This is a genomic window from Agrilactobacillus fermenti, assembly GCF_021030645.1.
Taxonomy (GTDB): Bacteria; Bacillota; Bacilli; order Lactobacillales; family Lactobacillaceae; genus Agrilactobacillus; species Agrilactobacillus fermenti.
This window is the reverse complement of record NZ_JACGCJ010000017.1, coordinates 18,542-42,215: the sequence shown is the minus strand read 5'-3', so window position 1 is coordinate 42,215 and position 23,674 is coordinate 18,542. Positions and strand designations below refer to the sequence as shown.

Below are 23,674 nucleotides of genomic sequence, written 5' to 3'. Positions count from 1 at the left end.
TTCAAGGAGGCCGACCATGATCAAAGATTATACGGTTACGGTGGAGCAACAGGTTGAACTAGCACCAACTATTTTTGAACTGACACTCAATGGTGCTATCGCAACTGCAGGAATCACAGCGGGACAATTTGTAAATGTTAAAATTCCTGATGATCAGTATATTTTAAGACGGCCATTTGGCGTTGCTGAAGTCAACGAAACAAAAGCACAGATCAAATTGATCTACCGTGTTGTTGGTGAGGGGACAGAAATCATGGCTAAAGTACAACCTGATGATCAGTTAAAGGTATTGGGTCCTTTAGGTCACGGGTTCCCGATTGATTTTCTACAACCTAAAGATCGGGTGCTAATTGTTGGTGGTGGTACTGGCTTACCACCGTTATACGAATTAGGTCGCCGACTCCAACAAAAACAAGTACAAATGGAAATGGCCTTAGGGTTTCCAACTCGGGAACGCGTTTTTTATGAACATGAATTTGCGGCCTTCGGTGAAACTTATGTTAGTACAGATGACGGCACTTATGGAATCCAAGGAACAATCATTGACTTACTGAATCAAAAATTCAAAGCCCATGAATATCAAGCAATTTATGCTTGTGGCCCAAGAGGCTTAGAAATTGCCGTTAGTAATTACTTCGCTGGTCACCCCAACGCTTACATCTCTGCAGAAGCACGCATGGCTTGTGGTATTGGTATCTGTAATGCCTGTGTCTTGCATACAAAAGCAGATCCCAACGGCCCCTCAGAAAAAAAAGTTTGTGTTGATGGTCCTGTCTTTCATATTGATGAGGTGTTGCTATAATGACAAATGAAAACGCGCGCTTAAACGTTGATTTACCAGGATTGACACTTAAAAATCCGATTATGCCTGCAAGTGGTTGTTGTGGTTTTGGTGAAGAATTGGGCAATCTTTATGATTTAAATCAGCTCGGCGCCATCATGATCAAAGCAGCTACATCGCGACCAAGATTTGGTAACGAAACACCTAGAGTTTCAGAAACACCTAGTGGCATGCTGAATGCTATTGGCTTACAAAACCCTGGCGTAGATGAGATCGTTGCTGAAAAAATTCCTAATTTAAAAGCAAAATTTAATCAGTTACCAATCATTGCCAACGTCGCAGGTTCATCAGAAAGTGATTATGTTGCTGTTTGTCGCCAAATCGGACAGCCAGAGAAGATTGCAGCTATCGAATTAAACATTTCGTGCCCCAATGTAGCTCACGGCGGTATGGAATTTGGCGTGGATCCTGAGGCAGCTTATTCATTGACTAAGGCTTGTGTGGCTGCTGCTAATGTGCCGGTGTATGTCAAACTTTCACCCAATGTCACGGATATCCGAGAAATCGCACAAGCAGTAGCTAAAGCTAACCCAGCTGGATTTACACTGATCAATACTTTGGTAGGTATGCGTTTTGACCTAAATACCAAACAGCCAATTTTAGCTAATCGCACTGGGGGTTTGTCAGGTCCTGCCGTATTGCCGGTTGCTTTACGGTTGATTAATCAAGTTAAATCAGTTTGCGATTTACCAATTATTGGTATGGGTGGTGTAAACTGTGCAAAAGACGTTTTAGAAATGATGATTGCCGGTGCTGATGCAGTGGCGATCGGTACCGCCAATTTAACAGATCCTTTTGTTTGTCCGAAAATCATTGCAGACTTACCAAACGTCATGGACCAATACCACATCACTTCATTAAAAGATTTGATTGCACAACGAAATGGGGTAAGCGTATGAGTCTGCCAATTATTGCATTGGACTTTGAAACTAAAACTAAGGCATTACAATTTTTACACGAATTTCCTAAAGATGAACACTTATTCGTAAAAATTGGGATGGAACTTTTCTATCAAACTGGACCAAGTATTATTTCTGAAATCAGTAGTTTGGGTCATGATATCTTTTTAGATCTCAAATTGCATGATATTCCTAACACCGTACAGCGCGCAATGCATATTATTGCTGAAATGGGTAACATCAAGTTAACCACGATCCATGCTGCTGGTGGCTCACATATGATTGCTGCTGCTAGAGCAGGGCTAGATACGACAGCTTCTGGTCAAAAGATTCAATTATTAGCTATCACTCAATTAACATCCACTGCTCAGACACAATTGAATGAAGAACAAAAAATTCCTGGGTCGATTCGTGACTCTGTCTTGAATTATGCCAAATTGGCACAAAATAACGGCGCAAATGGTGTTGTTGCTTCAGGGCTTGAAGTTCATGATATCAAACAAGCTACCGATTCAAAGTTTTTATGTGTTACACCAGGCATTCGTCTGCAAGCTGGTCCTGATAAAGATCAGACTCGAGTTGTGACACCGGAAACTGCCCGGCAAAATGGCAGTGATTTTATTGTGGTTGGCCGGCCAATTACTCAAGCCGTTGATCACGTTGCAGCATATCAAGAAATTAAAAAGAGATGGCAGGGATAAGATGAATCAAGAAGTTGCTAAACAAGTTGCTAAGGATCTATTAAGTGTGCAAGCCGTATTCTTGCAGCCAGAAAAACCCTTTACCTGGGCTTCGGGCTTACATAGTCCAATTTATTGTGACAATCGAATTACTTTGGCTTATCCAATTGTAAGAAAACACATCGCCCAAGGACTAGCCGATATGATTGCTCAAGACTATTCCAGTGTTGAAGTGATTGCTGGTACCGCGACCGCAGGCATTCCCCATGCAGCTTGGGTTGCTGATTTACTAGGTTTACCAATGGTTTATATTCGTTCTAAGCCCAAAGATCATGGTAAGGGCAATCAAATCGAAGGCCATTTGATCCAAGGTCAAAAAATGGTTGTGATCGATGATTTATTGTCTACCGGTGGTAGTGTTCTTGCCGCTGCTAATGCTGCTAAAAAAGAGGGCGCTGAAGTTATTGGTGTAGCGGGTATTTTTAGCTATCAATTAAGAGCTGTTTACGATAATTTTAAAGCAGCAGGCATTCCTTTTGAAACATTGACAAATTATGAAACCTTAATTGATGTCGCGGTTAAAGAAAACTATATTGGTGATCACTTACTAACATCATTGAAACAATGGCGTGAGGACCCTGAAACTTGGTCACATCAATTTGATTAATTTTTTAAAGATAATTATGAATGAAATATAACAAAAGTGGCTGAAAACAAAAATAATGTTTTGTTTTCAGCCACTTTGTGTTTACGAACAATTAAATTTTAAACGTATATTCCAAAAGGGAACACCCTCACCTAACCAAGAGTAGCTCAGGTGCTGGACGCCTTTTGTCTCACTTCCTTTTACAAACGCATTTTGTTGATATCAGTCACTGATGGTGTCACGAACAAAGTCTTTTGCCCTTCATAGATAACAAAACCAGGCTTAGCACCGTTAGGCTTATGAACTTTTTTAACTTGAACATAGTCTACCGGTACAGTCCCAGATAATCTAGATTTAGAGTAGTAGGCAGCTAAAGTAGCGGCTTGAACTAGCGTTTCATCACTGGGCTGATCAGAAGCAATAATCACGTGAGAGCCGGGGACGTTTTTCGCATGAAGCCAAGTATCCGTCTTTTTAGCTTTTTTCAAAGTCAATTCGTCATTTTGTAAATTATTTTTACCCACCAGAATCTTTGTACCATCTGCTGCATGAAAGATTTCCGGCTGACTAACTTTGGCTGGCTTGCCTTTCTGCTTTTTCTTAATGTGTAAGTAACCTTCTCGTTGCAACTCTAGTTTGATATCAGCCAAATCTTTGGGTTCGGCCAGATCAATTTGTGCGAGAATACCCTCGAAATAATCGATTTCAGCTTGGGTTAATCGCATTTGTTCAGTTACATACGCCACTGAATTTTTCAACTTTTGATAGCGAGAAAAGTACTTTTGCGCATTTTCTGAGGGGGTCAACTGATTAGATAATCCAATTTTTAAGGGCGCTTCATTATCATAAAAATTAGGCAAAGAAACCTCAGTCATTCCTTTGTGTAGTTCATGTAAATAAGTCGTTAGAATCTCACCCTTAATGCGCAACTCATCTGCATTCTCAGAAACAGCTAATGTTTGCTGCAATTTCTTGAGTTTTTTCCGATCCTTATGCAACTCAGTATTGATAAAATGAATCAATTCACTGCCTTGCTGCTTAACACGATCTTTTTGGGCTTTTTGTGCATAATAAGCATCCAACAATTCACTCAAACTGCCAAAGGTATGAGCCTCTAAATTAGTCTGCACTTCAAAACTTGTAAAGGTAAAGGGAGTAAAATAAGACTTCTTACTATTTTCATAGAGCGTTGGTCGTGGTTGATGATATTGATGAAAAAAATCAGACCAAATTGATATATTCTTTTCTTTGATTTGATATATCAATTCACTAGCAGTATCGTGTCCCAAGCCTTGAAATTTATGCTGTAATAATTGCACCGGCCGATCAGTCTGCTGTAATTCAATAGCCAACCGTTCTAAAGTTGCAGGTTCAATCTGAAAAGGATCAAGTTTATCTTGATAGGGCGGTTGCTGATAAATCGCCCCTGGCATCAAACCCCGAAAACTGTTTTCACTAGCTGGCACATGCTTTACCAGATCAATAATATGATGATCCTTTAAGTCGATTAAGAAAATATTACTGTGCCGTCCCATTAGTTCTACGATCAATTGTAAATTCTGAAGGTCTCCCAATTCATTCCGTGAAGTGAAAGTGAAATGTATAATTCGATCATTGTGCTGCTGTGTAATTGATTTGATGACGGCGCCATCTAAATATTTCCGCAACGTCATCACAAACTTAGTTGGTACAGCTGGATTACTATAAGGAATTTTAGTAGTTTGAATCCGAGCATAACTTGGGTGTGCCGACAGAAGTAGCATTTGATTTTTACGATTTTTACGAACTGTCAAAATTACTTCGTTTTCATATGGCTGTTGAATTTTATTCAGCTTACCATCTTGAATAGTTGAAACTAATTCAGCAACCATCGCATGTGTAAAAGCACCATCAAAGGACATGAAAGAACCTCCTTAAAATATAAAAATATTGACTTGATTTTTTGGTTCACCGTTACATTGGCGTTCAATTGTACAGTACATTTTTAAAAATGTATACTACATATTGGGTGGTAAAATGGGAAAAGATCTCTTCAATCAACTATATAACGCCAACAAAATTGTTCAATCAAGATTGGCAGATGAATTGAATCAAATTTCACTGTCATATCGCGAATATACAATACTAAAAGCAATTCATGCTAATACCCAGTTAACGCCGATTTTAGCGCAAATGTTAAATCTAAAAAAATCAACTTTATCACGACAATTGAATCAGCTACAAAAAAAGAACTTACTGACGCTTCAAGGGTTCACAGACAGACACGAGAAGAAATTTAAACTAACGACACTCGGCTTAGAACGCCTCACTAAAGCTGAAATCTTTCAAAAAACACTTTATCATGATTACTTCAATCATTGGTCCGATACAGAACTGCGCATGCTGCAAATTCTTTTAGAGCGCTTAATAACTGAAAATTAGTTTCTTGATCAACGCCTCAATAAATATAAAATGCAACTGTTTAGCTGCATTCAAAAACCTATCATATCATAATCTTAAAAAACTTGGTTCATTTCTAAATATCATTCTGTGAGTTTGCTATCGCTGTTACTGTAATTTCAAGGTTATGCTATAATTTATTAGCATTAGGGGGTTTTATCATGTCAGAAAAAATGATTATTATATCGCTGGATGCAATGGGCGCTGACGATTTAACCGCAGATAAATTAAAATGGTTACCAAACTTAGCCAATTTGATTCGCACCGGAACCCATGTCAAAACAGTAGAACCCATTCTCCCCACCTTGACTTACCCATCACATACATCAATTATTACTGGGACTTATCCCAACAAGCATGGTATTATCAACAACGTTAAATTGGAAAGTTTACGCCAATCTCCCGATTGGTATTGGTACCGGAAGGCTGTTCAGGTCAAACCACTTTACGATATTGCCAAAGAAGCGGGGCTGACCACGGCCGCATTTCTTTGGCCAGTTACGGCACGGGCAAAAATCGATTATAACATTGCTGAAATTTTTCCTAATCGCTTTTGGAATAATCAAATCATGGTGTCACTATGGGCAAGTTCGCCTTTATTTGCAATTCAAATGAATACAAAGTTCGGCTATTTACGTCGGGGTATTCGTCAGCCTTACCTTGATAATTTTATAACCGCAGCTGCCGTAGATACTATTAAACATAAACGACCTGATCTAACAATGATTCACTTGGTTGACATGGATGCACATCGCCATCGTTACGGTGTCCGCTCTAAAGAAGCATATCAAGCTTTAAAACGGCTTGATCTAAGAGTTGGACAAATTATCCAAGCCACCAAAGACGCTCATACTTTTGCTAATACAACTTTTGCTATTTTAGGTGACCATTATCAAATTGACGTTACTCATATGATTCGTTTGAATTCACTGTTTCGTGAAAAAGGCTGGCTCCAGCTTTCACCTGATGGGCTAGTTGACTCAGATTGGCAAGTATTTGCCAATTCCTGTGATGGCACCACCTATGTCTATACAAGACCAGGTTTTGACAAAACATCAGAGTTATTTGAAATTTTACAAAACCGTCCAGAAATTGATCATGTTTATACTCAGCAAGAAGCGGCAGAAAAGGGTGCTGATCCTAAATGTACTTTTATGTGTGACGCGAAATCTGGTTATTACTTCATTAATAACGCTACCGGTTCCATCATTGAAACCGTGACAGCTGATCAAATCGGTCGTCCTGACAGATATCGTGCAGTTCATGGTTATGCACCTGACAAACCTGATTACCAAACTACTTTAATTTTGAACGGTCCTAAGATCAAAGCAGGGCAGGCAATTCCAAAAGCTAAACTAGTTGACGAAGCACCTACCTTTGCAAAAATCATGGGTTTAACAATGCCAGACACTATCGACGGTAAGCCTATCGAAGCCGCAATACTTTAAAGTTTTTTAATATTGTAATTTTTCATTTGTGCATCAAAGCCTTTAATGCTATCATTCTCTTTATGCGTTTTATAGCATCTACATTAGTCACTTTAATCACTTATAATTACCTATGCGTAACCTACGATAACTATTAAAAAAATAGAGGAAAGATAGCCCTATGAAACTTGCCATCGTTACTGATAGCACTGCTTACTTGTCAGATGAGCTTATAAAAGCCTATGGTATTCATATCATACCCATTCCCTTTATTGTTAATGGTAAGCAATATCAAGAAGGCGTTGACATCTCAACATCTGAATTTTACCATTTGCTAAAAACATCTAGCACCTTTCCATCGACTTCACAGCCACCATTAGGCAAAGTTGCAGCACTTTATCATGAATTAGCTCAGGCTGGCTATGACACCGTTTTGTCTATTCATTTAGCTAGCACGATATCTGGATTTGTTAACAATCTCCAAATGTTGGCTGAAGAAACCAAAGAGATTAAAATAATCCCGTATGATTCACAAATAACGGTTATGTTAATGGGCTCTTTAGTTTTAGAAGCAGCAAAGTTGGCACAAAAGGGGATTGCACTCGATAGAATTATCGCTCGATTAGATGAAATGCGTCAGACCATGAATGAAGTGTTTATTGTCAATGACTTACAGAACCTAGTTCGCGGTGGACGCTTGTCAAATGCCGGTGCATTTGTTGGGACCATGCTCAAAATTAAGCCATTATTGACGTTTGATGATCAAACTCACAAAATTGTTGCCTTTGATAAAGTCAGATCAATTAAGCGAGCTTATAAACACACTGAATCGATTTTTTCAGATGCTCTTGCCAAAGTTGACTATCCAATTCAGGCTTTTATTATTCACGGTGATGATTTATCTGAAGCCCAGCGCTGGCAAACTGATTTACAGCAAAAGTTCCCACAAGTATCATTTCAAATTAGTTATTTTGGACCTGTTGTTGGGACGCATTTAGGGGATAAAGCTATTGCGTTGGCGTGGATACGTAAATATCCAGATTAAGCCTATTTGTTATATCAAACTATTATACTAAAACTCGAGTATCTGAAAAGCTCGAGTTTTTTATTGGCAAATTACAAAAATGAAACCCAATCTAAATTTTTCACTATATATTGACTTTTACAAAAAAATGAATCAATATATAGTATGTTGTCTGTGTGACAGCCGCTATAAATAAAATTTATATGGATTGAGGGATCTATTTTGCAAATCATTACTGGTTTAACATCACTTCCAAAGAAATTTAAGGAACATATCTTATTAGATTGGCATGGCTGGGCACTTCAAAGTTATTTGTTATTCGCTTTTGGGGTCGGTTTTCTGATTGGAATGCAGCTGATCAACCCCAAAGCAAGTTGGATTTCAACTATTGCTGGTGTTTTAGGTATGGCCTGTGTCCATTTGATCACATCGCGTAAATGGCTAAATGGCTTGTTTGGCTTAGCATCAGCCGTAATGATTATTTTGACGGCTATTCCTAATACAAATTATATGGAAATTGTACTTCAAGGTACCTACATCATTATGTTGGATTTACCAATCCTATTAGGTACAGAATGGGATAAAGATGCAAAGTTACGTCATTTCAGCGATAGTAATAAAACAATTATGGTAATAAAATATGCCGTCTTAACATTGCTTGTTTGGGGCATCGGTTATCTATTGATTGCCAACTTTACAAATGATGCGCGCCCAGCAGTAGACGCACTCAGCACAGCGATTGGTTTAGTCGCAACATGGCTTTGTGTTCGGCGTTTTCCAGAGCAATATTATTTCTGGTTTGCTCAAGGTGTAATGTCCTTGATTCTTTGGACAATGACGGCTCTACATAGTGGATCCGGCGATTGGGCATTGGCCGTTACTTATAGCATCTATGTAGCCAATGATTTAATTGCCTTCTTTAAATCCAACTGGTTTGAACATCGTAGCAAAGTGACAGCAACAACTACAGCTAACTTAACTGAAGAATAGACAATGACCAGAATAACTCACAGGCAAATCATAGCGCAAAGGAAGGCAGATGAATGACAGTGCTTGTATTAAGTGGCGTAATTGGTTCAGGTAAGAGCTCATTAACGCGTATTTTATCGAAACATTTGGGTACTCAAGCTTTTTACGAAAAAGTAGATAACAATCCAGTATTACCGCTATTTTATAAGGGTAATGCAATTGCTGAAAAGAAAAGGGCAGCTGGACAATTAGACGCTACGAATCCGTACACCTTTTTATTGCAGATATATTTTTTAAATACCCGGTTCCATTCAATCAAAGCGGCACTCACAGACGATAATAATGTATTAGATCGTTCCATTTATGAAGATCAGATCTTTATGAAGATGAATACTGATCAGGGTAATGCGACCAAAGAAGAATATGCAATCTATTCCGATCTGTTAAATAATATGATGGAAGAACTAGCTGGCATGCCAAAAAAACACCCGGATTTATTGATCAACATTAATGTGTCGTATGAAACTATGATTCAACGTATTCAAAAACGCGGCCGTACTTATGAACAATTAAATCAAGATCCAAGTTTAGCTGGTTATTACAAAACATTGATTCAATATTATGAAAAATGGTACCAACAATATGACGCCTCAGACAAAATTCAGATTGATGGTGATCAACTAGATTTTGTCGATAATCAAAGTGATCAAGAACAAGTTTTAAAATTGATCGATGACAAATTGCGAGACTTAGATCGATTACCAAAAAATATTATTGAACCGATACAAGTTCAAGCAGCTGAATAATCATCAAAAAAATAGATAGACTAGAAATATAAATTTCTGATCTATCTATTTTTTATTTTAGTGCCCAATTTTTAATGCTAAATCACCAAATGATGTTGACCTCATTCAAAACCAAGTGGGGTGGCATCATTAGGATGCTAAAAGTACAAAATAATAATTTTAGTTTACATAATATATATTAAGCGAAGTTAAGCAAAAACAACAAAAATGCTGTTTTTTACAGCTATTTTTGTTGTGCAATCAACTGCACTAGATAATTGCCATAGTCACTGGTACTTAATTCATGAGCGTCGGCAATTTTCTGTGCAAAATCCCACGTAACTTGTTTGTGCTCTATAGCTTTGGCAACTGCAGCTCGTATATGCAGACTGACTTCTGGCCAACCTAAATAATCAAACATCATTGCACCTGATAAAATAAGCGATGTTGGATTTAATTTATTCTGACCAACAAATTCAGGCGCTGTACCGTGAGTTGCTTCAAATAAACCATAACCAGTTTGATAATTGATATTTGCACTTGGCGCAATGCCAATACCGCCAACTTCAGCCGCTAAATCATCAGAAATATAATCACCATTTAAGTTACAAGTCGCTATCACGTCAAATTGCTTTGGATCAATCAAGGCTTGCTGAAAGAAATTATCGGCAATTATATCATCGATGTAAATTTTACCTTGTGCCTGTGCTTGCTTTAATGCCTTATTCGCAGCATCTAAGGACTCAGTTGCCTTAAGCTGCTGCCACACTTGCTTAGTAAAAACCTTATCAGCATAGTTTTCACTAGCAATTTCATAGCCCCAATTTTTAAAAGCACCTTCAGTATATTTCATAATATTTCCCTTATGTACTAACGTGATTTTATGGCGTCCATGACTTAGCGTATAATCAATTGCTGCCGCAACAAAACGTTGACTGCCTTCTTTTGAAATCGGTTTAATACCAAAATTACTCGTCTCAGGAAAGCGAACTTTAGCTAATTGCTTTGTTTTAGCCAAAAAATCTTTCAATGCTGCTGTTTGATATTCATATTCGATCCCAGCATAAATATCTTCGGTATTCTCCCTAAAAACGACCATATTAACGTTCTCAGGATGTTTTAGTGGTGACGGTGTCCCTGGATAATATTGAATTGGGCGCACACAAACATATAAATCTAGTGCTTGACGCAATTTTACGTTGATTGAACGATGACCTGTACCTACCGGTGTTGTTAATGGGCCTTTAATGCCGACATGAGCCTGTTTCAATGCCTTCAAAGTATCGTCAGGTAACCATGAACCGGTTTGCTTAAACGCGGTTTCACCAGCACCTATGCCCCACCACGCTACCCTTTTTTGCCCTTTAAACGTGGCTTTAACGGCAGCATCAAAAACTGGACGGGCAGCTTGCCAGATTTCTGGCCCAATGCCATCTCCTTCAATATATGGAATAATCGGTTGATTTGGCACATTCAAATGTCCAGCCGAAAACGTAATATAATCTCCAGTCACGCTTTATGCCCCCTTCTGTTTATTTTTTGCGTTACGAATAATCACTGCTTTTGCATCAAATTCACCTGGCTTAAATGTCGGTTTAATCACTTGATTTCTCTTACCAATATATTCAGAACTTGGCCGAATCAGCTTATGTACCGTCCGTTGTTCATGAATATGCGAATATGCGCTAACCAACCACCAGTACGGCAAACGGCAAATAGTAGCGTAAAAACATTTGCTGGCAACCCTAAACAGTGGTAAATTGTGGCGGTATAAAAATCAACATTTGGCTTTAAATTTAAACGATCCGCGACTACTTGACATACCTGTTCAGAAAGCTCAAACCATACCCTTTGATGGTTTAATTTGGTAATCTTTTCAGCACTCTGTTTTAAATAGGTTGCCCGTGGATCGCCATTTTTATAAATTCGATGACCAAAGCCCGGAATTTTCTCTTTGCGATTTAATTTCAGTTGAATAAAATCTGCAACCGTCGTTTCGGTATCGGTTACTGCTTGCTTCAATTCTGAGAGCATTTCAAAAACTGCTTCATTAGCCCCACCATGTAATGGACCCTTAAGCGCACAAACAGCAGCTGTCAAACAACTTACCGTATCTGACTCCGTACTGGCCACAACCCGACTTGTAAAAGTTGACGCATTTAGATCATGATCGGCATGCAAAACCAAAACACGATTCATGATTTGTGTCTGTTCAAGTGTTGGTAACGCACCAGTCAATAAGTAATAAAAGTTCTGTGCAACGTTTAGTTCAGGTTTCGCAGCCAATGGCGTACGCTGTTGTAAAAAAGCAATAATTGTCGTCACTGTCTTCAACATGTGACCCTGTAACCAAGCATTTTGCGCTTCAAATTGGTTCATTTGATCGCCCGGGGTAAACCATAGAAACTGCCGTTCTTAAAAGTGCCATTGGGTGTGCTGTTGGATGATTGTGACATAGCTGATGTAGTTCATTGATAAAACTTGGCGTCAAGTGCATGCCTTGATACAGCTCATGCTTAAGGTTTTGTAGCTGCTGCTGATTTGGCAGTCCTTGATGCCACAGTAAATATAAGACAGCTTCATAGGAAATCCCTTGAGCGATCAAATCATCGATGGCATAACCACTATAAGCTAAATTATTGTGTTTGATCAGTGTGATCTTAGTTTGAGCGCAAACAACATTTGTTAAACTACTAGGTACGGTTATACGCATAGACCTAACCTCCTATAGGTGACATGTCTGCCGAATAATCATTGGTAGAATACCATCATTTTCATAATAGGTCGCATCACTTGGTGTATCAAAACGGATTCGGGTATTAAAAGCCTTACTAGACTGCGATTCAAACGTATCCGTTGCGATGACATGTGCTAAGTGATGCGCATTATCTAAAGTTATTTGAAATGATTCACGGCCAGTCAAGCCTAATGTTGTCGCATCTTCATCAGGCATAAATTCAAGTGGCAAAACACCCATCATTACTAAATTTGACCGGTGGATTCGCTCAAAGCTCTTGGCAATGACCGCTTTGACCCCAAGTAGTTTGACACCTTTAGCTGCCCAATCTCGTGATGAACCCATGCCGTAATCCTTACCCGCCAAAATCACCAAACCATTACATTGCTGTGGTGACAATTGTTGATACCGCTGAGCAGCATCATAGATATCTAAAACTTCTCCAGTTGGCCAGTACTTGGTATAGCCACCTTCTTTGCCAGGCACAAGCTGGTTTTTGATACGAATATTTGCTAATGTGCCGCGAATCATCACTTCATGATTGCCGCGGCGTGAACCGTAAGAGTTAAACTCACTTGGTTGGACCCCTTTAGCTAATAAATAGCGTCCAGCGGCTGTTTGTTGACCAATAAATCCAGCTGGAGATATGTGATCTGTTGTGATCGAATCGCCTAGTTTTGCTAGTGCTCGCAAATTTGTTAGCATATCTGAAGTGCCCTGTGTTGCAGTATCCGAGTTCAAATGATCGAAGAACGGTGGTGCTGCAATATAGGTGGAATCCTTCTGCCAAGGAAAAGTTTTAGTCGGTGCAATTTTCAACTGCTGCCAAAGTTGATTGCCTTGTAAAATATGCGCATAGTTCTTTTGAAAAATAGCCGGCTTCATAACTTGTTTTACAAGTAAGCTAATTTCAGTTGGTGTCGGCCAAATATCTCGCAAATAAATCGGTTGCTGTTGTTGATTCGTACCAATCGGCTCTTGAGTCAAGTCAATCGCTAATGTCCCTGCTAACGCAAAGGCAATAACTAACGGTGGTGAAGCTAGATAAGTATCTTTGATCAACGGATTTACTCGGCCTTCAAAATTACGATTACCACTTAAAATACCCGCCATAGGAAACGTACTCGTCTGCAGCGCTTGTATCAATTCTGGTTTCAAATCGCCTGAATTACCAATACAAGTCGTACAACCATAACCAACGAGCTGAAATCCAAGTTGATCTAAATAAGGTGTCAAACCAGCTTTAGCCAAATAATCTGTTACGGCACGTGATCCTGGTGCTAATGAAGTTTTAACATAATCAGGAACCGTTAAACCAGCTTTGACGGCATTCCGTGCTAAAAGGCCAGTTGTGATCATCAATGCAGGATTAGAGGTATTCGTACAGCTGGTAATTGCAGCGATGCCAATTGCACCATACTTCAGTCGTTGTTTGCCCTGTTTTGTCTCAACCGTTAACGTGTCGTGCGGCTCGGTTTTAAATTGCTGTTTAAGTTGCTTTAAAGGCACCAAATCTTGTGGTCGCTTAGGGCCCGCCAAACTAGCCCCAATTTGACTCAAATCAATCGTCAGAACTTGACTATATTGCTGTGTTAAATCACCTGTATCCCATAAATGATTTTGCTGTGCATACGCTGCAACTAAGTCAATCTGGGCTTGTTCTCGCCCCGTTAGTGTCAAATAATCAATGGTTTGCTGATCAATCGGAAAATAACCACAAGTTGCCCCATATTCAGGTGCCATATTGGCAATTGTAGCTCGATCAGCAACCGGTAGGTGCCGCAGCCCATCCCCAAAAAACTCTATAAACTTACCCACCACATTTTCCTGGCGCAATCGTTGCGTGACGGTTAATGCAAGGTCAGTAGCTGTACTTCCAGCTGGTAACTGACCTTTTAAATATACGCCAATGACTTCAGGAATAGGATAATAAGTTATTTCTCCTAACATACTTGCCTCAGCTTCAATACCGCCAACGCCCCATCCTAATACACCTAACCCATTCGTCATTGTCGTATGTGAATCTGTCCCTACAACCGTGTCAGGATAAACTAAAGTTTCGCTATGATTTGTTTGTGTCATAATTACTTGAGCAATATGTTCTAGATTAACTTGATGAATAATACCGTTATCCGGTGGAATGATCGTTAAATTGTCAAAGGCTTGCTGAGCCCATTTTAAAAATTGGTAACGTTCTTGATTGATCTGAAATTCTCGCCGCTGATTTTTTGAAAATGCTGCGGTTGAACCGGAAAAATTGACCTGAACAGAATGATCAATAATCAGATGGACTGGCACTTCTGGATCAATTACAGCCCCATTGCCCTTCAAAGCTTGAACCTTGTCCCGCATGGCAGCTATATCTACTAATGCTGGGACACCGGTAAAATCTTGAAGTAAGACACGCTGAGCTTTGAATGGGACGTCCGCCTTATGGTTTTGATCCCAGTTCAGCAAATTAAGTGCCGCCTGTTGATTGTTGGCATCATGCCGTAATACCATCTCTAATAATATTCTAATCGTATAAGGTAATTTGCCATGGTCAGATGCGAACTGTTCAATATTCCAATAAGTCATTACTTGATCATGCCACGGAAAAGTATCTTTATATGATTTCATGTAAAGCCACCTCCATAAATTAAAATTAGAGATTGATTATATTGTTATAAATATATAACCATGTTCACATCTTTTTAACATTTGTCAAGTTGTTTTTAAATAATATGTTAGTAAACATTACATGCCATTATTTGAACTGGTACTTTCAACAATCAGTTCCGATTGTTTAGATAAAAAGTGACGCGTAAATTTTTCAATTTCTTCTAAAAGCCTTTTATTTCTCTAATCTAGAATTAATTTCAAAAACAATTGTTAACAATAATAACATTAATTTTGGTAAAAAAATAAGTATCCTAAAAACGAATAAATGCTTTTAGGATACTTATTAAGATTCTAAATCAAAATACTTAGTTAAAAGCTTCAGTTAACGGTGGGACAACTTGTTTTTTCCGTGAAACCACACCTGGTAGACTAGCTTTGTCATCTTGTAACTGTGTTTTAAATGCTTTGGCAACCACAGCTTTATTAGTCTCATCACCAATAGCCAATAATTCAGAGTCACTATTCAAAATGTTCGTGATCAACAAAATAAAAAGATCATAACCTTTGTTCATGCTTTCTGTAGTCATAGCTTGGCGTAGTTCAGCCTCACGCGTTAAAACATCTTTGATATCTACCGTATTCACTTGAGCAACACGTACTTGGTGACCATTCATATCAAAGCTTTTAGCATCCAAATCAACAAGCTCTTCAGCCGATTTTTTGCTTAAATCAGTCCCTGCCTTCAGCATCTCCAAACCATAATGCTCATAGTCGTCCATACCAGCTAGTTTAGCCAAGTCCTCAATAGCTTTCTTGTCATCAGGCATTGTTGTTGGCGATTTTAACAGCAATGTATCAGAAATGATTGCTGAAACCATTAAACCAGCAATTTTGGCTGGGATCTTAACTTTTTGTTCGGCGTACATTTTCCACAAGATCGTGCTCGTGCACCCCATTGGTTCAGCCCGATAATATAAGGGATCTGTAGTATTAAAATCATCGATTCGATGATGATCAACAACATGAGTTACTTTCACATCCGCAATATCAACTGCACTTTGTTGTGGTTCATTATGGTCTACCAACATGACCTGATCTACTTCTGAACTCACTTTAGAAACTACTCGAGGGGCCTTTTGATCAAAATGTGCTAAAACATATTTAGTTTCGTCATTAGGTTCTCCTAATGCAACAGCTTCCGTATCATAACCTAATTGATTTTGGAAATAGCTGTATGAAATTGCTGCTACAATTGCATCAGTATCTGGATTTTGATGTCCAAAAATTAATTGCTTTACCATGAAAACGCTCCTTTATACCTTTGTCATTCACAACTACCATTATAAGACTTAACGCCCTTGCAAGCGAGTATAATAGTCACTTTCACTAAAATAATTATCCCATTCCTTGAAGAATTGTTGAATTCTAGGAATAGCAGTTTTATCTTTTCGAAAAACAAACTGCATCTGGAAAGTAATTGGCGGTTCAAATGGCAGTGCTGACTTTTCAAACTCAGAACGGTGTGCTTTAAAGAAACTATCTGGCAAAGCAGTATTCACATCAATTGCCTGACTAAATTTCATCAACTGAAATGGTGTGGTAAATTGTGCGGCACTACGTGGTCGGTCCACTAATTCATTCTTGTAAGCTTCAGCAACAATGTGTGATAGATAGTAATCGTCTGGATAAGTGACCCATTGCTTATCCAAGGTATCTTGATAATGAACAGTTTTTTGTCGGCTGCTAATGTCTGGATTGTTATGCACAAAAAGCAGTTGCTCTTCAATGATTTTCTTAGTCGCATAAGGCTTCCAGTTTTTTATAGAGTCATCAGGCAGGTACATCACAGCTAGATCCACTAAATTATTCTCCAACGAATCCCAGATCTCTTTACGTGTCATTAACCTAAATGAAATTTCAATATTAGGATTTTGTTTAATATAATGAATAATAAAGTCTTCAAAAACAGAGCTCTCCATAGAAGACAAAAAGCCAATACTGATTTTGCCATTCGTTGCAGTTGTCGTCTGTTGAATCGCATCTGCAGCATCATTCAACACGTCATAAATTTGATGTGTTGCTGCCAGCATCGTCTTGCCTGCCTCGGATAAATGTAATTTCTTGCCAACAGAATAAAATAATGGGGCGCCTACAGTACGTTCTAGCTTTTTAATCTGTTGTGTCAGTGCTGGTTGTGTAATACCTAGAATTTGTGCTGCTTGCGTATAATTCATAGTTTCTGCAAGTTGCAAAAAATAAGTTAAAGTTTTAGAAGAAAAAATACTTTCTTGCTTACTTTTCAAAACGGTAAACTCCCTTCAAGAAGACGGCTAATAGTCAATCATTATCAAGCAGAATTAAATTTTGTTGTCTATTTACTCGATAATCTAATCATAATGAAATCAATAAAAAAGAGCAACCTATTCGTTGTTCTTTTTTATAACTTTATAATTTTTCAATATATCAAACTCAATCAACGAACTTTATAACCAGTGTAAGATTTAGTATCTAATAATTTCTCCGCATTAGCAACGCGTTCAGCCGTTGGTGGTTCGATGCCTTCTAAAGGATAATGAATCCCCAAATTTTGATATTTACTAACACCCATTGTGTGGTAAGGTAACACTTCAACTTTATCGACTGTCTTAATTGTTTTAATATAGGCACCTAATTGCCGCAAATAGTCATCATAGTCCGTTCGTTCTGGTAAAAGTACGTGCCGTATCCACATATGATAACCGTTATCTGACATGTATTGAATCATACCCAAAATATTTTCATTAGTCCAACCTGTCAATTTTTTGTGTTCTGCAGCATTAATATGCTTAATATCAACTAAAGAAACATCGGTGTATTGCATTAATTCTTGAAACTTACTAAAGAAAGGTTCTTTATAAGAAAATGGCTGGCCACAAGTATCTAGACAAGTATTGACGCCTAATGCTTTCGCCTTTTTAAATAAATCCAAAATGAAGTCGATTTGAAGCAAAGATTCACCACCGGATACAGTAATACCCCCTTTTTTACCCCAAAAAGCCTTATACTTCATAGCCTCTTTCAACAGATCATCGGCCGTCCATTCAGTCCCAACGCCAATATTCCAAGTATCTGGGTTATGACAAAATTGACAACGCATTCGACAGCCCTGTAAGAAGGCCACGAAACGAACACCAGGTCCATCAACAGAGCCAAATGTTTCGATAGAATGTACATAGCCTAAAACCGGTTGTGCTTTATCAGTTGTCATTTGAATATCTTTTTCAGCTAACATCTTAATTTCCTCCTTAATGAGGCTTCCTACTAAAGCAGACGACTTGGCTGAATTCAAACGAGTGTCATCTGTTTTAGTAGAAAGCGGATAAGTCCCCTTATCCGCCCTCTCAAACTAATTTTATGCTGCTAATTACATAGATTCGAAGAATGTTCTAGAAATAACGTCATCTTGTTGTTCCTTAGTTAAATCAGCAAAGTAGACACAGTAGCCAGAAACACGAACGGTTAATGTTGGATATTCTTCTGGGTGTTTTTGAGCATCAATCAAAGTGTCGCGGTTAAAGACATTAATGTTCAAATGCATCCCATTATTTTCCATATAACCATCAACCATGTTTACCAAAGCATCTTTACGATCTTCATCGTCGTGACCTAATGTGTTTGGTGTGACACCAAATGTATTAGAAATACCATCAGTGGCATATTTATAAGGAATTTTAGCGGTTGAAAGTAGTGATGCCAAAGCGCCGTTCTTTTCAGCACCATAAGCAGGATTCGCACCAGGAGAGAATGGTTCACCGGCTTGACGACCATTAGGTGTTGTCCCAGTGTTTTTACCATAAACAACGTTAGAAGTAATGGTCAAAACTGACGTAGATAACTTAGACCCACGATAGAGATGATGTTGATTCATCTTGCTGTAGAATGTCTTAACTAACCATTTTGCAATATCGTCAGCGCGGTCATCGTTGTTCCCATAACGTGGGAAGTCGCCTTCAGCTTTGAAGTCGACAGCAACGCCATTTTCGTCACGAATAACTTTAACTTTACCGTACTTAATAGCAGAAATTGAGTCAACAGCATGAGATAAACCAGAAATACCTGTAGCAAAGGTACGATCTAGGCGAGTATCCTTAAGTGCTAATTGAGCTGATTCATAATAGTATTTGTCATGCATATAATGAATGGTATTCAACGCATTGACATAAACATCGGCTAACCAGTCCATCATCTTGTCGAATTTACTGATAAATTCATCATAATCAATGTATTCTGACGTAATTGGTTCATAAGCAGGGCCAACCTGAGCATCTGCAATTTCGTCTTTACCACCATTAATGGCATAAAGAACGGTTTTTGCCAAATTTGCCCGTGCCCCGAAGTACTGAACCCCATCAGCGATAGGTTGTGCTGAAACACAGCAGGCAATGCCATAGTAGTCTGTACCCCATTGATTACGCATCAATTCGTCATTTTCATATTGAATCGTCGAGCTCTTGATAGATACTTCTGTGGCATAGCGCTTGAAGCCTTCTGGCAACCGATCTGACCACAATAATGTGATATTTGGTTCTGGTGCGGCACCCATATTATCTAACGTCTTTAAGAAGCGGAAGGCTGTCCGTGTCACATGATGGCGACCATCCATACCGATACCAGCCATAGACAATGTTGCCCAAATTGGATCACCAGAGAATAAATCATTGTATTCTGTTGTTCTGATGAAACGAACCATCCGCAATTTCATTGTAAAGTGATCAACTAATTCTTGAGCTTGTTCCTCGGTTAAAATACCACGATCCATATCTCTTTGAATATAAGCATCGATCACCGTATCGATCCGACCAACAGACATAGCCGCACCATTTTGCGTCTTAATAGCAGCTAAGTAACCAAAATAGATCCATTGAATGGCTTCTTGTGCATTGGCAGCTGGCCGTGAAATATCATAGCCGTAAGCAGCAGCCATTTCTTTCATTTCGTTCAAAGCTCGATATTGTTCTTGAACTTCTTCCCGCAATTGGATCACATCATCAGTCATCTCACCGTCACCAATGTGGGCAAAATCGTTAGCTTTTTCAGCCATTAAACGGTCGATCCCATAAATCGAGATACGCGGAAAGTCAGATACGATCCGGCCACGACCATAAGCATCAGGTAAACCAGTAACAATCTTATAATGACGTGCTTTACGCATTGCTGGTGTGTAAGCATCGAAAACACCTTGGTTATGTGTTTTACGATCTTCGGTGAAGATTTTATGCATTTCTGGATCGGTCTTAAAACCATAAGCCTTTAAAGCATCTTCGGCCATCCGAATACCACCAAAAGGCATAAAGGCACGTTTTAAAGGTTTGTCAGTTTGTAAACCAACAATTTTTTCTAAGTCTTTATTTAAATAGCCAGGGCCATGAGAGGTAATCGTGCTAACCACATTATTGTCAGCATCGAGTACACCGCCCACTTCCCGTTCTTTTTTCTTGAGCGCTAATAATTGATCATTCAACTCAGTTGTTGCTTCAGTTGGACCAGCTAAGAATGATTCATCACCATCATATTGATTCAAGTTCTGTTGGATAAAATCGCGGACATTGATCTCATCTTGCCAGTCGCCACCATTAAACCCTTCCCAGTAGTTCTTGATTTCGTTTTTTTCTAATTGTTTCATATTTTGATACCCTCCATTTTGTGGAATCATAAACAGCAACATATTCACAAGGAACAGCTTTAACGATTAAAGTATAACACATCACAAGTTCTTTGCAAGCCCTTTCTTTGCTTTTGCATAAATATTTATAGCGCTTTCTTGTAAAAGACTGTTAAATCAACTAAAACACCAAATTAACTATCGCTATCATTTAATTGTAAGCAACTAATCTAGCGCATGTCTTCTGTGTTAATACAGAAGACACTTCGTTACTCTTTTACTATAACAGAATAAAAAATAAGTCGTCTTTGTTCTGTTTTTCACAGTTATATTCAAAATAAATTTCTTTATAGCATTAAATTCCCTCCAATTATTATACACAACAAAAAACATCAATAACTACCCGGTCGAATTTAACCTAGTAATCTTGATGTCTTCGCTAGTTTTATTTTAATAACACCTTATATTATTTTATTTACTATCTTTATCTGCTGACTCTGTTTCCAATAAATTATACTGAATATCTATATGCGCTGGTACGCCTTGTGTCTCGGTATCTAAAATGAATGACCCATTAGAGTAACGATCACCAAAACTATGTTTTTTCGGATCAATAGTCACTTCTGTTTGTGTGTCTGTTGTTAAGACGATTTTTTCAATTTGCTGCCCACTCTGTTTTGGTTCAGTAAAAATTCGGAATATCCGGTGTGGATTTCGCTTGAGTTCATGTAAAATCAACAACCCTCGACGTGCGCGATTGGATACCGGCAACTCTGATAGGTGCATTTGTTTGTAAGCACCCCGCTGGGTTAACACGCCTAAATCGTCTTGAGGGTCAAATACTAGTGTGTAAGCAGCCACAAAGTCATCGTCTTTCAAGTCCACTGCTTTAACACCAGCAGCTTTAGCCCCAACTTCTGGTACCTCTGACAAAGGATATCGTAGACCATAGCCTTTATAGGTTGCGACAACAACATCAGTGTGTAAAACGTCAATAGCGTCTATTTGAGCTACTAATAAAACTTCATCTTGGATATCTTTAAGTTTGACAGCCATCTGCGGCTTCGATTTATACGTTCGATTTGGCTGCAAATTTGCTAAAGTGACTTGCTTAATTTGTCCCAATTTTGTCGCAAAAATAAAGTTGAGTGGCTCTTTTAAAGTATTGATAACTTTGGCAGCTATAATCACTTCATCCACATCTAATCCCACACTCTGAGAAACGTGCTCGCCCACTTCTTTCCAGCGAACCTCGGTGATCTCATGAATCGGTCGATAAATAAGATTACCCTTATTGGTAAACATAAATAGGTGCTGCAAGGTCCGCGCAGTCGTATTTAAAACGAAGTAGTCACCCTCACGCACGCCATTATCTTTAGCATCTTTGCCACCCTTAGAAGCCTGAAATGAGCGAATACTGCTACGTTTATAATACCCATCTTTGGTAACCGCTACTCGAACCTCTTCATCGGCAACAACGACGCGTGTACTGATCTTTATTGTTTCGATTTCTTTTTGAATCGTTGTTAGCCGTGGCGAAGCATAAGCTTTTTTGACGGCTAATGCCTCTTTTTTAATCAATTTGGCTAATACTTTAGGATTCTGTAAAATCTCTTGATAGTCATTGATTGACTTAGAAAGTGCCTCATTTTCTTGACGCAATTCAGTGACATCCGTATTAGTTAAGCGGTATAACTGCAAGATCACAATTGCTTCCGCTTGTTTTTCAGTAAATTGGAATTGATGAATCAAGTTTAATTTAGCATCTTTCTTATTTTTACTGCTACGAATAACTTGAATCACTTGATCTAGGATTGATAAGGCCTTGATCAAACCTTCAACAATGTGCTGTCGATCTTGGGCTTTCTTTAAATTAAATTTGGTCCGTCTAGTCACCACATCTTGTTGATGCGCTAAATAGCTCTGTAAAATTTCAACTAACCCAACTTGCTTTGGACGCATATCAGCAATGGCGACAACGTTAAAATTGTAAGTAATTTGTAAATCAGTATTCTTATACAGATAATTCAAAATACCTTTGGCATCAGCATCTTTTTTTAATTCGATCACAATAGATAGGCCCATTCGGTCACTTTCATCACGAACTTCAGCAATGCCATCGACTTTTTTAAGCAAACGCATCTCATCAATGCGTTTAACTAATTGGGCTTTATTGACTTCATATGGAATCTCAGTGATCACAATTTGAGCTTTATGTCCACGCAAGGGTTCAATATTGGTTTTAGCTCGCAACACTGCCTTGCCTCGACCAGTTTGATAGGCTTCTTTAATACCAGCTAAACCTTGTAAAATACCACCCGTTGGAAAATCTGGGCCTTTGATAAACTGCATCAAGTCATCTAAAGTCGCTGCAGGATGGTCAACTAAATAGACCATTGCATCAATAACTTCTCCCAAGTTATGGGGGGGTATTTCAGTGGCATAACCTGCCGAAATACCCGTAGCACCATTAACTAACAAATTGGGAAAACGAGCCGGTAATACCGTTGGTTCTTGTTCTGTGTCGTCAAAGTTCAAGACCATGTCAACGGTATCTTTATCAATATCCCGTAATAATTCAGCTGAAATCTTACTTAACCTTGCTTCGGTATAACGCATGGCAGCTGGTGGATCACCGTCCATCGAACCATTATTACCGTGCATTTCAATTAATGGTTCGCGCAATTTCCAATTCTGGCTTAACCGAACCATCGCATCATAAATTGAACTATCTCCATGGGGATGAAAATTACCCATAATATTACCCACGGATTTAGCTGATTTCCGAAATGGTTTATCAGAGGTGTTGCCGTCCAAATACATGGCATAAAGAATTCGCCGTTGAACTGGTTTTAAGCCATCTCGAATATCTGGTAAGGCACGTTCTTGAATAATATATTTTGAATAGCGTCCAAATCGATCGCCCATAACTTCTTCTAAAGATAATTCTTGAATTTTTTGTGCTGCTTTAGCCAACTATTTCAC

Annotated in this window: 19 protein-coding genes; 9 read left to right on the top strand and 10 right to left on the bottom strand. The window is 38.7% G+C overall.

Going from position 1 to position 23,674, the window contains the following annotated elements:
* Positions 1 to 16 precede the first annotated feature (16 nt).
* From FHQ08_RS07595 to pyrE, 4 genes are read left to right on the top strand one after another with little or no spacing between them, the layout of a single operon-like run.
* Positions 17 to 802: a dihydroorotate dehydrogenase electron transfer subunit gene (locus FHQ08_RS07595; RefSeq protein WP_230913806.1), complete on the top strand. Its 786-nt coding sequence runs from the start codon at positions 17 to 19 to the stop codon at positions 800 to 802.
* Positions 802 to 1,740 (top strand): dihydroorotate dehydrogenase, encoded by a 939-nt coding sequence (locus FHQ08_RS07590; RefSeq protein WP_230913805.1) that lies wholly within the window; start codon positions 802 to 804, stop codon positions 1,738 to 1,740. The genes FHQ08_RS07595 and FHQ08_RS07590 overlap by 1 nt, the downstream gene beginning before the upstream one ends.
* Positions 1,737 to 2,441: an orotidine-5'-phosphate decarboxylase gene (gene pyrF, locus FHQ08_RS07585; RefSeq protein WP_230913804.1), complete on the top strand. Its 705-nt coding sequence runs from the start codon at positions 1,737 to 1,739 to the stop codon at positions 2,439 to 2,441. The genes FHQ08_RS07590 and pyrF overlap by 4 nt, the downstream gene beginning before the upstream one ends.
* A gap of 1 nt (position 2,442) precedes the next feature.
* Positions 2,443 to 3,087, top strand: coding sequence for an orotate phosphoribosyltransferase (gene pyrE / locus FHQ08_RS07580; protein WP_230913803.1), 645 nt, complete (start codon positions 2,443 to 2,445; stop codon positions 3,085 to 3,087).
* 179 nt (positions 3,088 to 3,266) lie between these two features.
* Here the strand turns inward: pyrE and FHQ08_RS07575 are convergent, their stop codons facing one another.
* Positions 3,267 to 4,967 (bottom strand): NFACT RNA binding domain-containing protein, encoded by a 1,701-nt coding sequence (locus FHQ08_RS07575; RefSeq protein ID WP_230913802.1) that lies wholly within the window; start codon positions 4,965 to 4,967, stop codon positions 3,267 to 3,269.
* Between the two features lie 115 nt (positions 4,968 to 5,082).
* Between FHQ08_RS07575 and FHQ08_RS07570 the strand changes: the two genes are divergently transcribed.
* The 5 genes from FHQ08_RS07570 (at position 5,083) to FHQ08_RS07550 (ending at position 9,731) form a co-directional block, all read left to right on the top strand.
* Positions 5,083 to 5,487, top strand: coding sequence for a MarR family winged helix-turn-helix transcriptional regulator (locus tag FHQ08_RS07570; protein ID WP_230913801.1), 405 nt, complete (start codon positions 5,083 to 5,085; stop codon positions 5,485 to 5,487).
* Between the two features lie 179 nt (positions 5,488 to 5,666).
* A complete protein-coding gene (locus FHQ08_RS07565; protein WP_230913800.1) occupies positions 5,667 to 6,953 on the top strand; it encodes an alkaline phosphatase family protein in 1,287 nt (428 codons plus the stop codon).
* A 160-nt stretch (positions 6,954 to 7,113) separates the two neighbouring features.
* Positions 7,114 to 7,977 (top strand): DegV family protein, encoded by an 864-nt coding sequence (locus tag FHQ08_RS07560; protein WP_230913799.1) that lies wholly within the window; start codon positions 7,114 to 7,116, stop codon positions 7,975 to 7,977.
* A gap of 201 nt (positions 7,978 to 8,178) precedes the next feature.
* Positions 8,179 to 8,946 carry a nicotinamide riboside transporter PnuC gene (pnuC, locus tag FHQ08_RS07555; protein ID WP_230913798.1) on the top strand — a complete coding sequence of 256 codons (768 nt, stop codon included), beginning with the start codon at positions 8,179 to 8,181 and terminating at the stop codon, positions 8,944 to 8,946.
* Between the two features lie 53 nt (positions 8,947 to 8,999).
* Positions 9,000 to 9,731 carry a deoxynucleoside kinase gene (locus tag FHQ08_RS07550; protein ID WP_230913797.1) on the top strand — a complete coding sequence of 244 codons (732 nt, stop codon included), beginning with the start codon at positions 9,000 to 9,002 and terminating at the stop codon, positions 9,729 to 9,731.
* Between the two features lie 223 nt (positions 9,732 to 9,954).
* Here FHQ08_RS07550 and icd read toward each other — a convergent pair whose 3' ends face one another.
* From icd to parC, 9 genes are all read right to left on the bottom strand, one after another.
* Positions 9,955 to 11,223 carry an NADP-dependent isocitrate dehydrogenase gene (gene icd / locus FHQ08_RS07545; protein WP_230913796.1) on the bottom strand — a complete coding sequence of 423 codons (1,269 nt, stop codon included), beginning with the start codon at positions 11,221 to 11,223 and terminating at the stop codon, positions 9,955 to 9,957.
* 128 nt (positions 11,224 to 11,351) lie between these two features.
* Positions 11,352 to 12,089, bottom strand: coding sequence for a citrate/2-methylcitrate synthase (locus FHQ08_RS07540; protein ID WP_269073904.1), 738 nt, complete (start codon positions 12,087 to 12,089; stop codon positions 11,352 to 11,354).
* Positions 12,076 to 12,423 (bottom strand): citrate/2-methylcitrate synthase, encoded by a 348-nt coding sequence (locus tag FHQ08_RS13005; RefSeq protein ID WP_269073903.1) that lies wholly within the window; start codon positions 12,421 to 12,423, stop codon positions 12,076 to 12,078. The genes FHQ08_RS07540 and FHQ08_RS13005 overlap by 14 nt, the downstream gene beginning before the upstream one ends.
* Before the next feature lie 12 nt (positions 12,424 to 12,435).
* Entirely contained in the window at positions 12,436 to 15,066 is a 2,631-nt protein-coding gene (gene acnA, locus FHQ08_RS07535; RefSeq protein WP_230913795.1) for an aconitate hydratase AcnA, read from the bottom strand.
* A 347-nt stretch (positions 15,067 to 15,413) separates the two neighbouring features.
* Positions 15,414 to 16,349: a manganese-dependent inorganic pyrophosphatase gene (locus FHQ08_RS07530; protein ID WP_230913794.1), complete on the bottom strand. Its 936-nt coding sequence runs from the start codon at positions 16,347 to 16,349 to the stop codon at positions 15,414 to 15,416.
* A gap of 48 nt (positions 16,350 to 16,397) precedes the next feature.
* Complete coding sequence (locus tag FHQ08_RS07525) at positions 16,398 to 17,351, bottom strand: LysR family transcriptional regulator (protein ID WP_230913793.1); 954 nt, start codon at positions 17,349 to 17,351, stop codon at positions 16,398 to 16,400.
* Between the two features lie 170 nt (positions 17,352 to 17,521).
* Positions 17,522 to 18,319 carry a pyruvate formate-lyase-activating protein gene (gene pflA, locus FHQ08_RS07520; protein WP_230913792.1) on the bottom strand — a complete coding sequence of 266 codons (798 nt, stop codon included), beginning with the start codon at positions 18,317 to 18,319 and terminating at the stop codon, positions 17,522 to 17,524.
* A gap of 132 nt (positions 18,320 to 18,451) precedes the next feature.
* Positions 18,452 to 20,710 carry a formate C-acetyltransferase gene (gene pflB, locus FHQ08_RS07515; RefSeq protein WP_230913791.1) on the bottom strand — a complete coding sequence of 753 codons (2,259 nt, stop codon included), beginning with the start codon at positions 20,708 to 20,710 and terminating at the stop codon, positions 18,452 to 18,454.
* A 450-nt stretch (positions 20,711 to 21,160) separates the two neighbouring features.
* The gene (gene parC, locus FHQ08_RS07510) at positions 21,161 to 23,665 is read right to left on the bottom strand and encodes a DNA topoisomerase IV subunit A (RefSeq protein ID WP_269073902.1); all 2,505 of its coding nucleotides are present in this window, start codon (positions 23,663 to 23,665) and stop codon (positions 21,161 to 21,163) included.
* Positions 23,666 to 23,674: the final 9 nt, after the last annotated feature.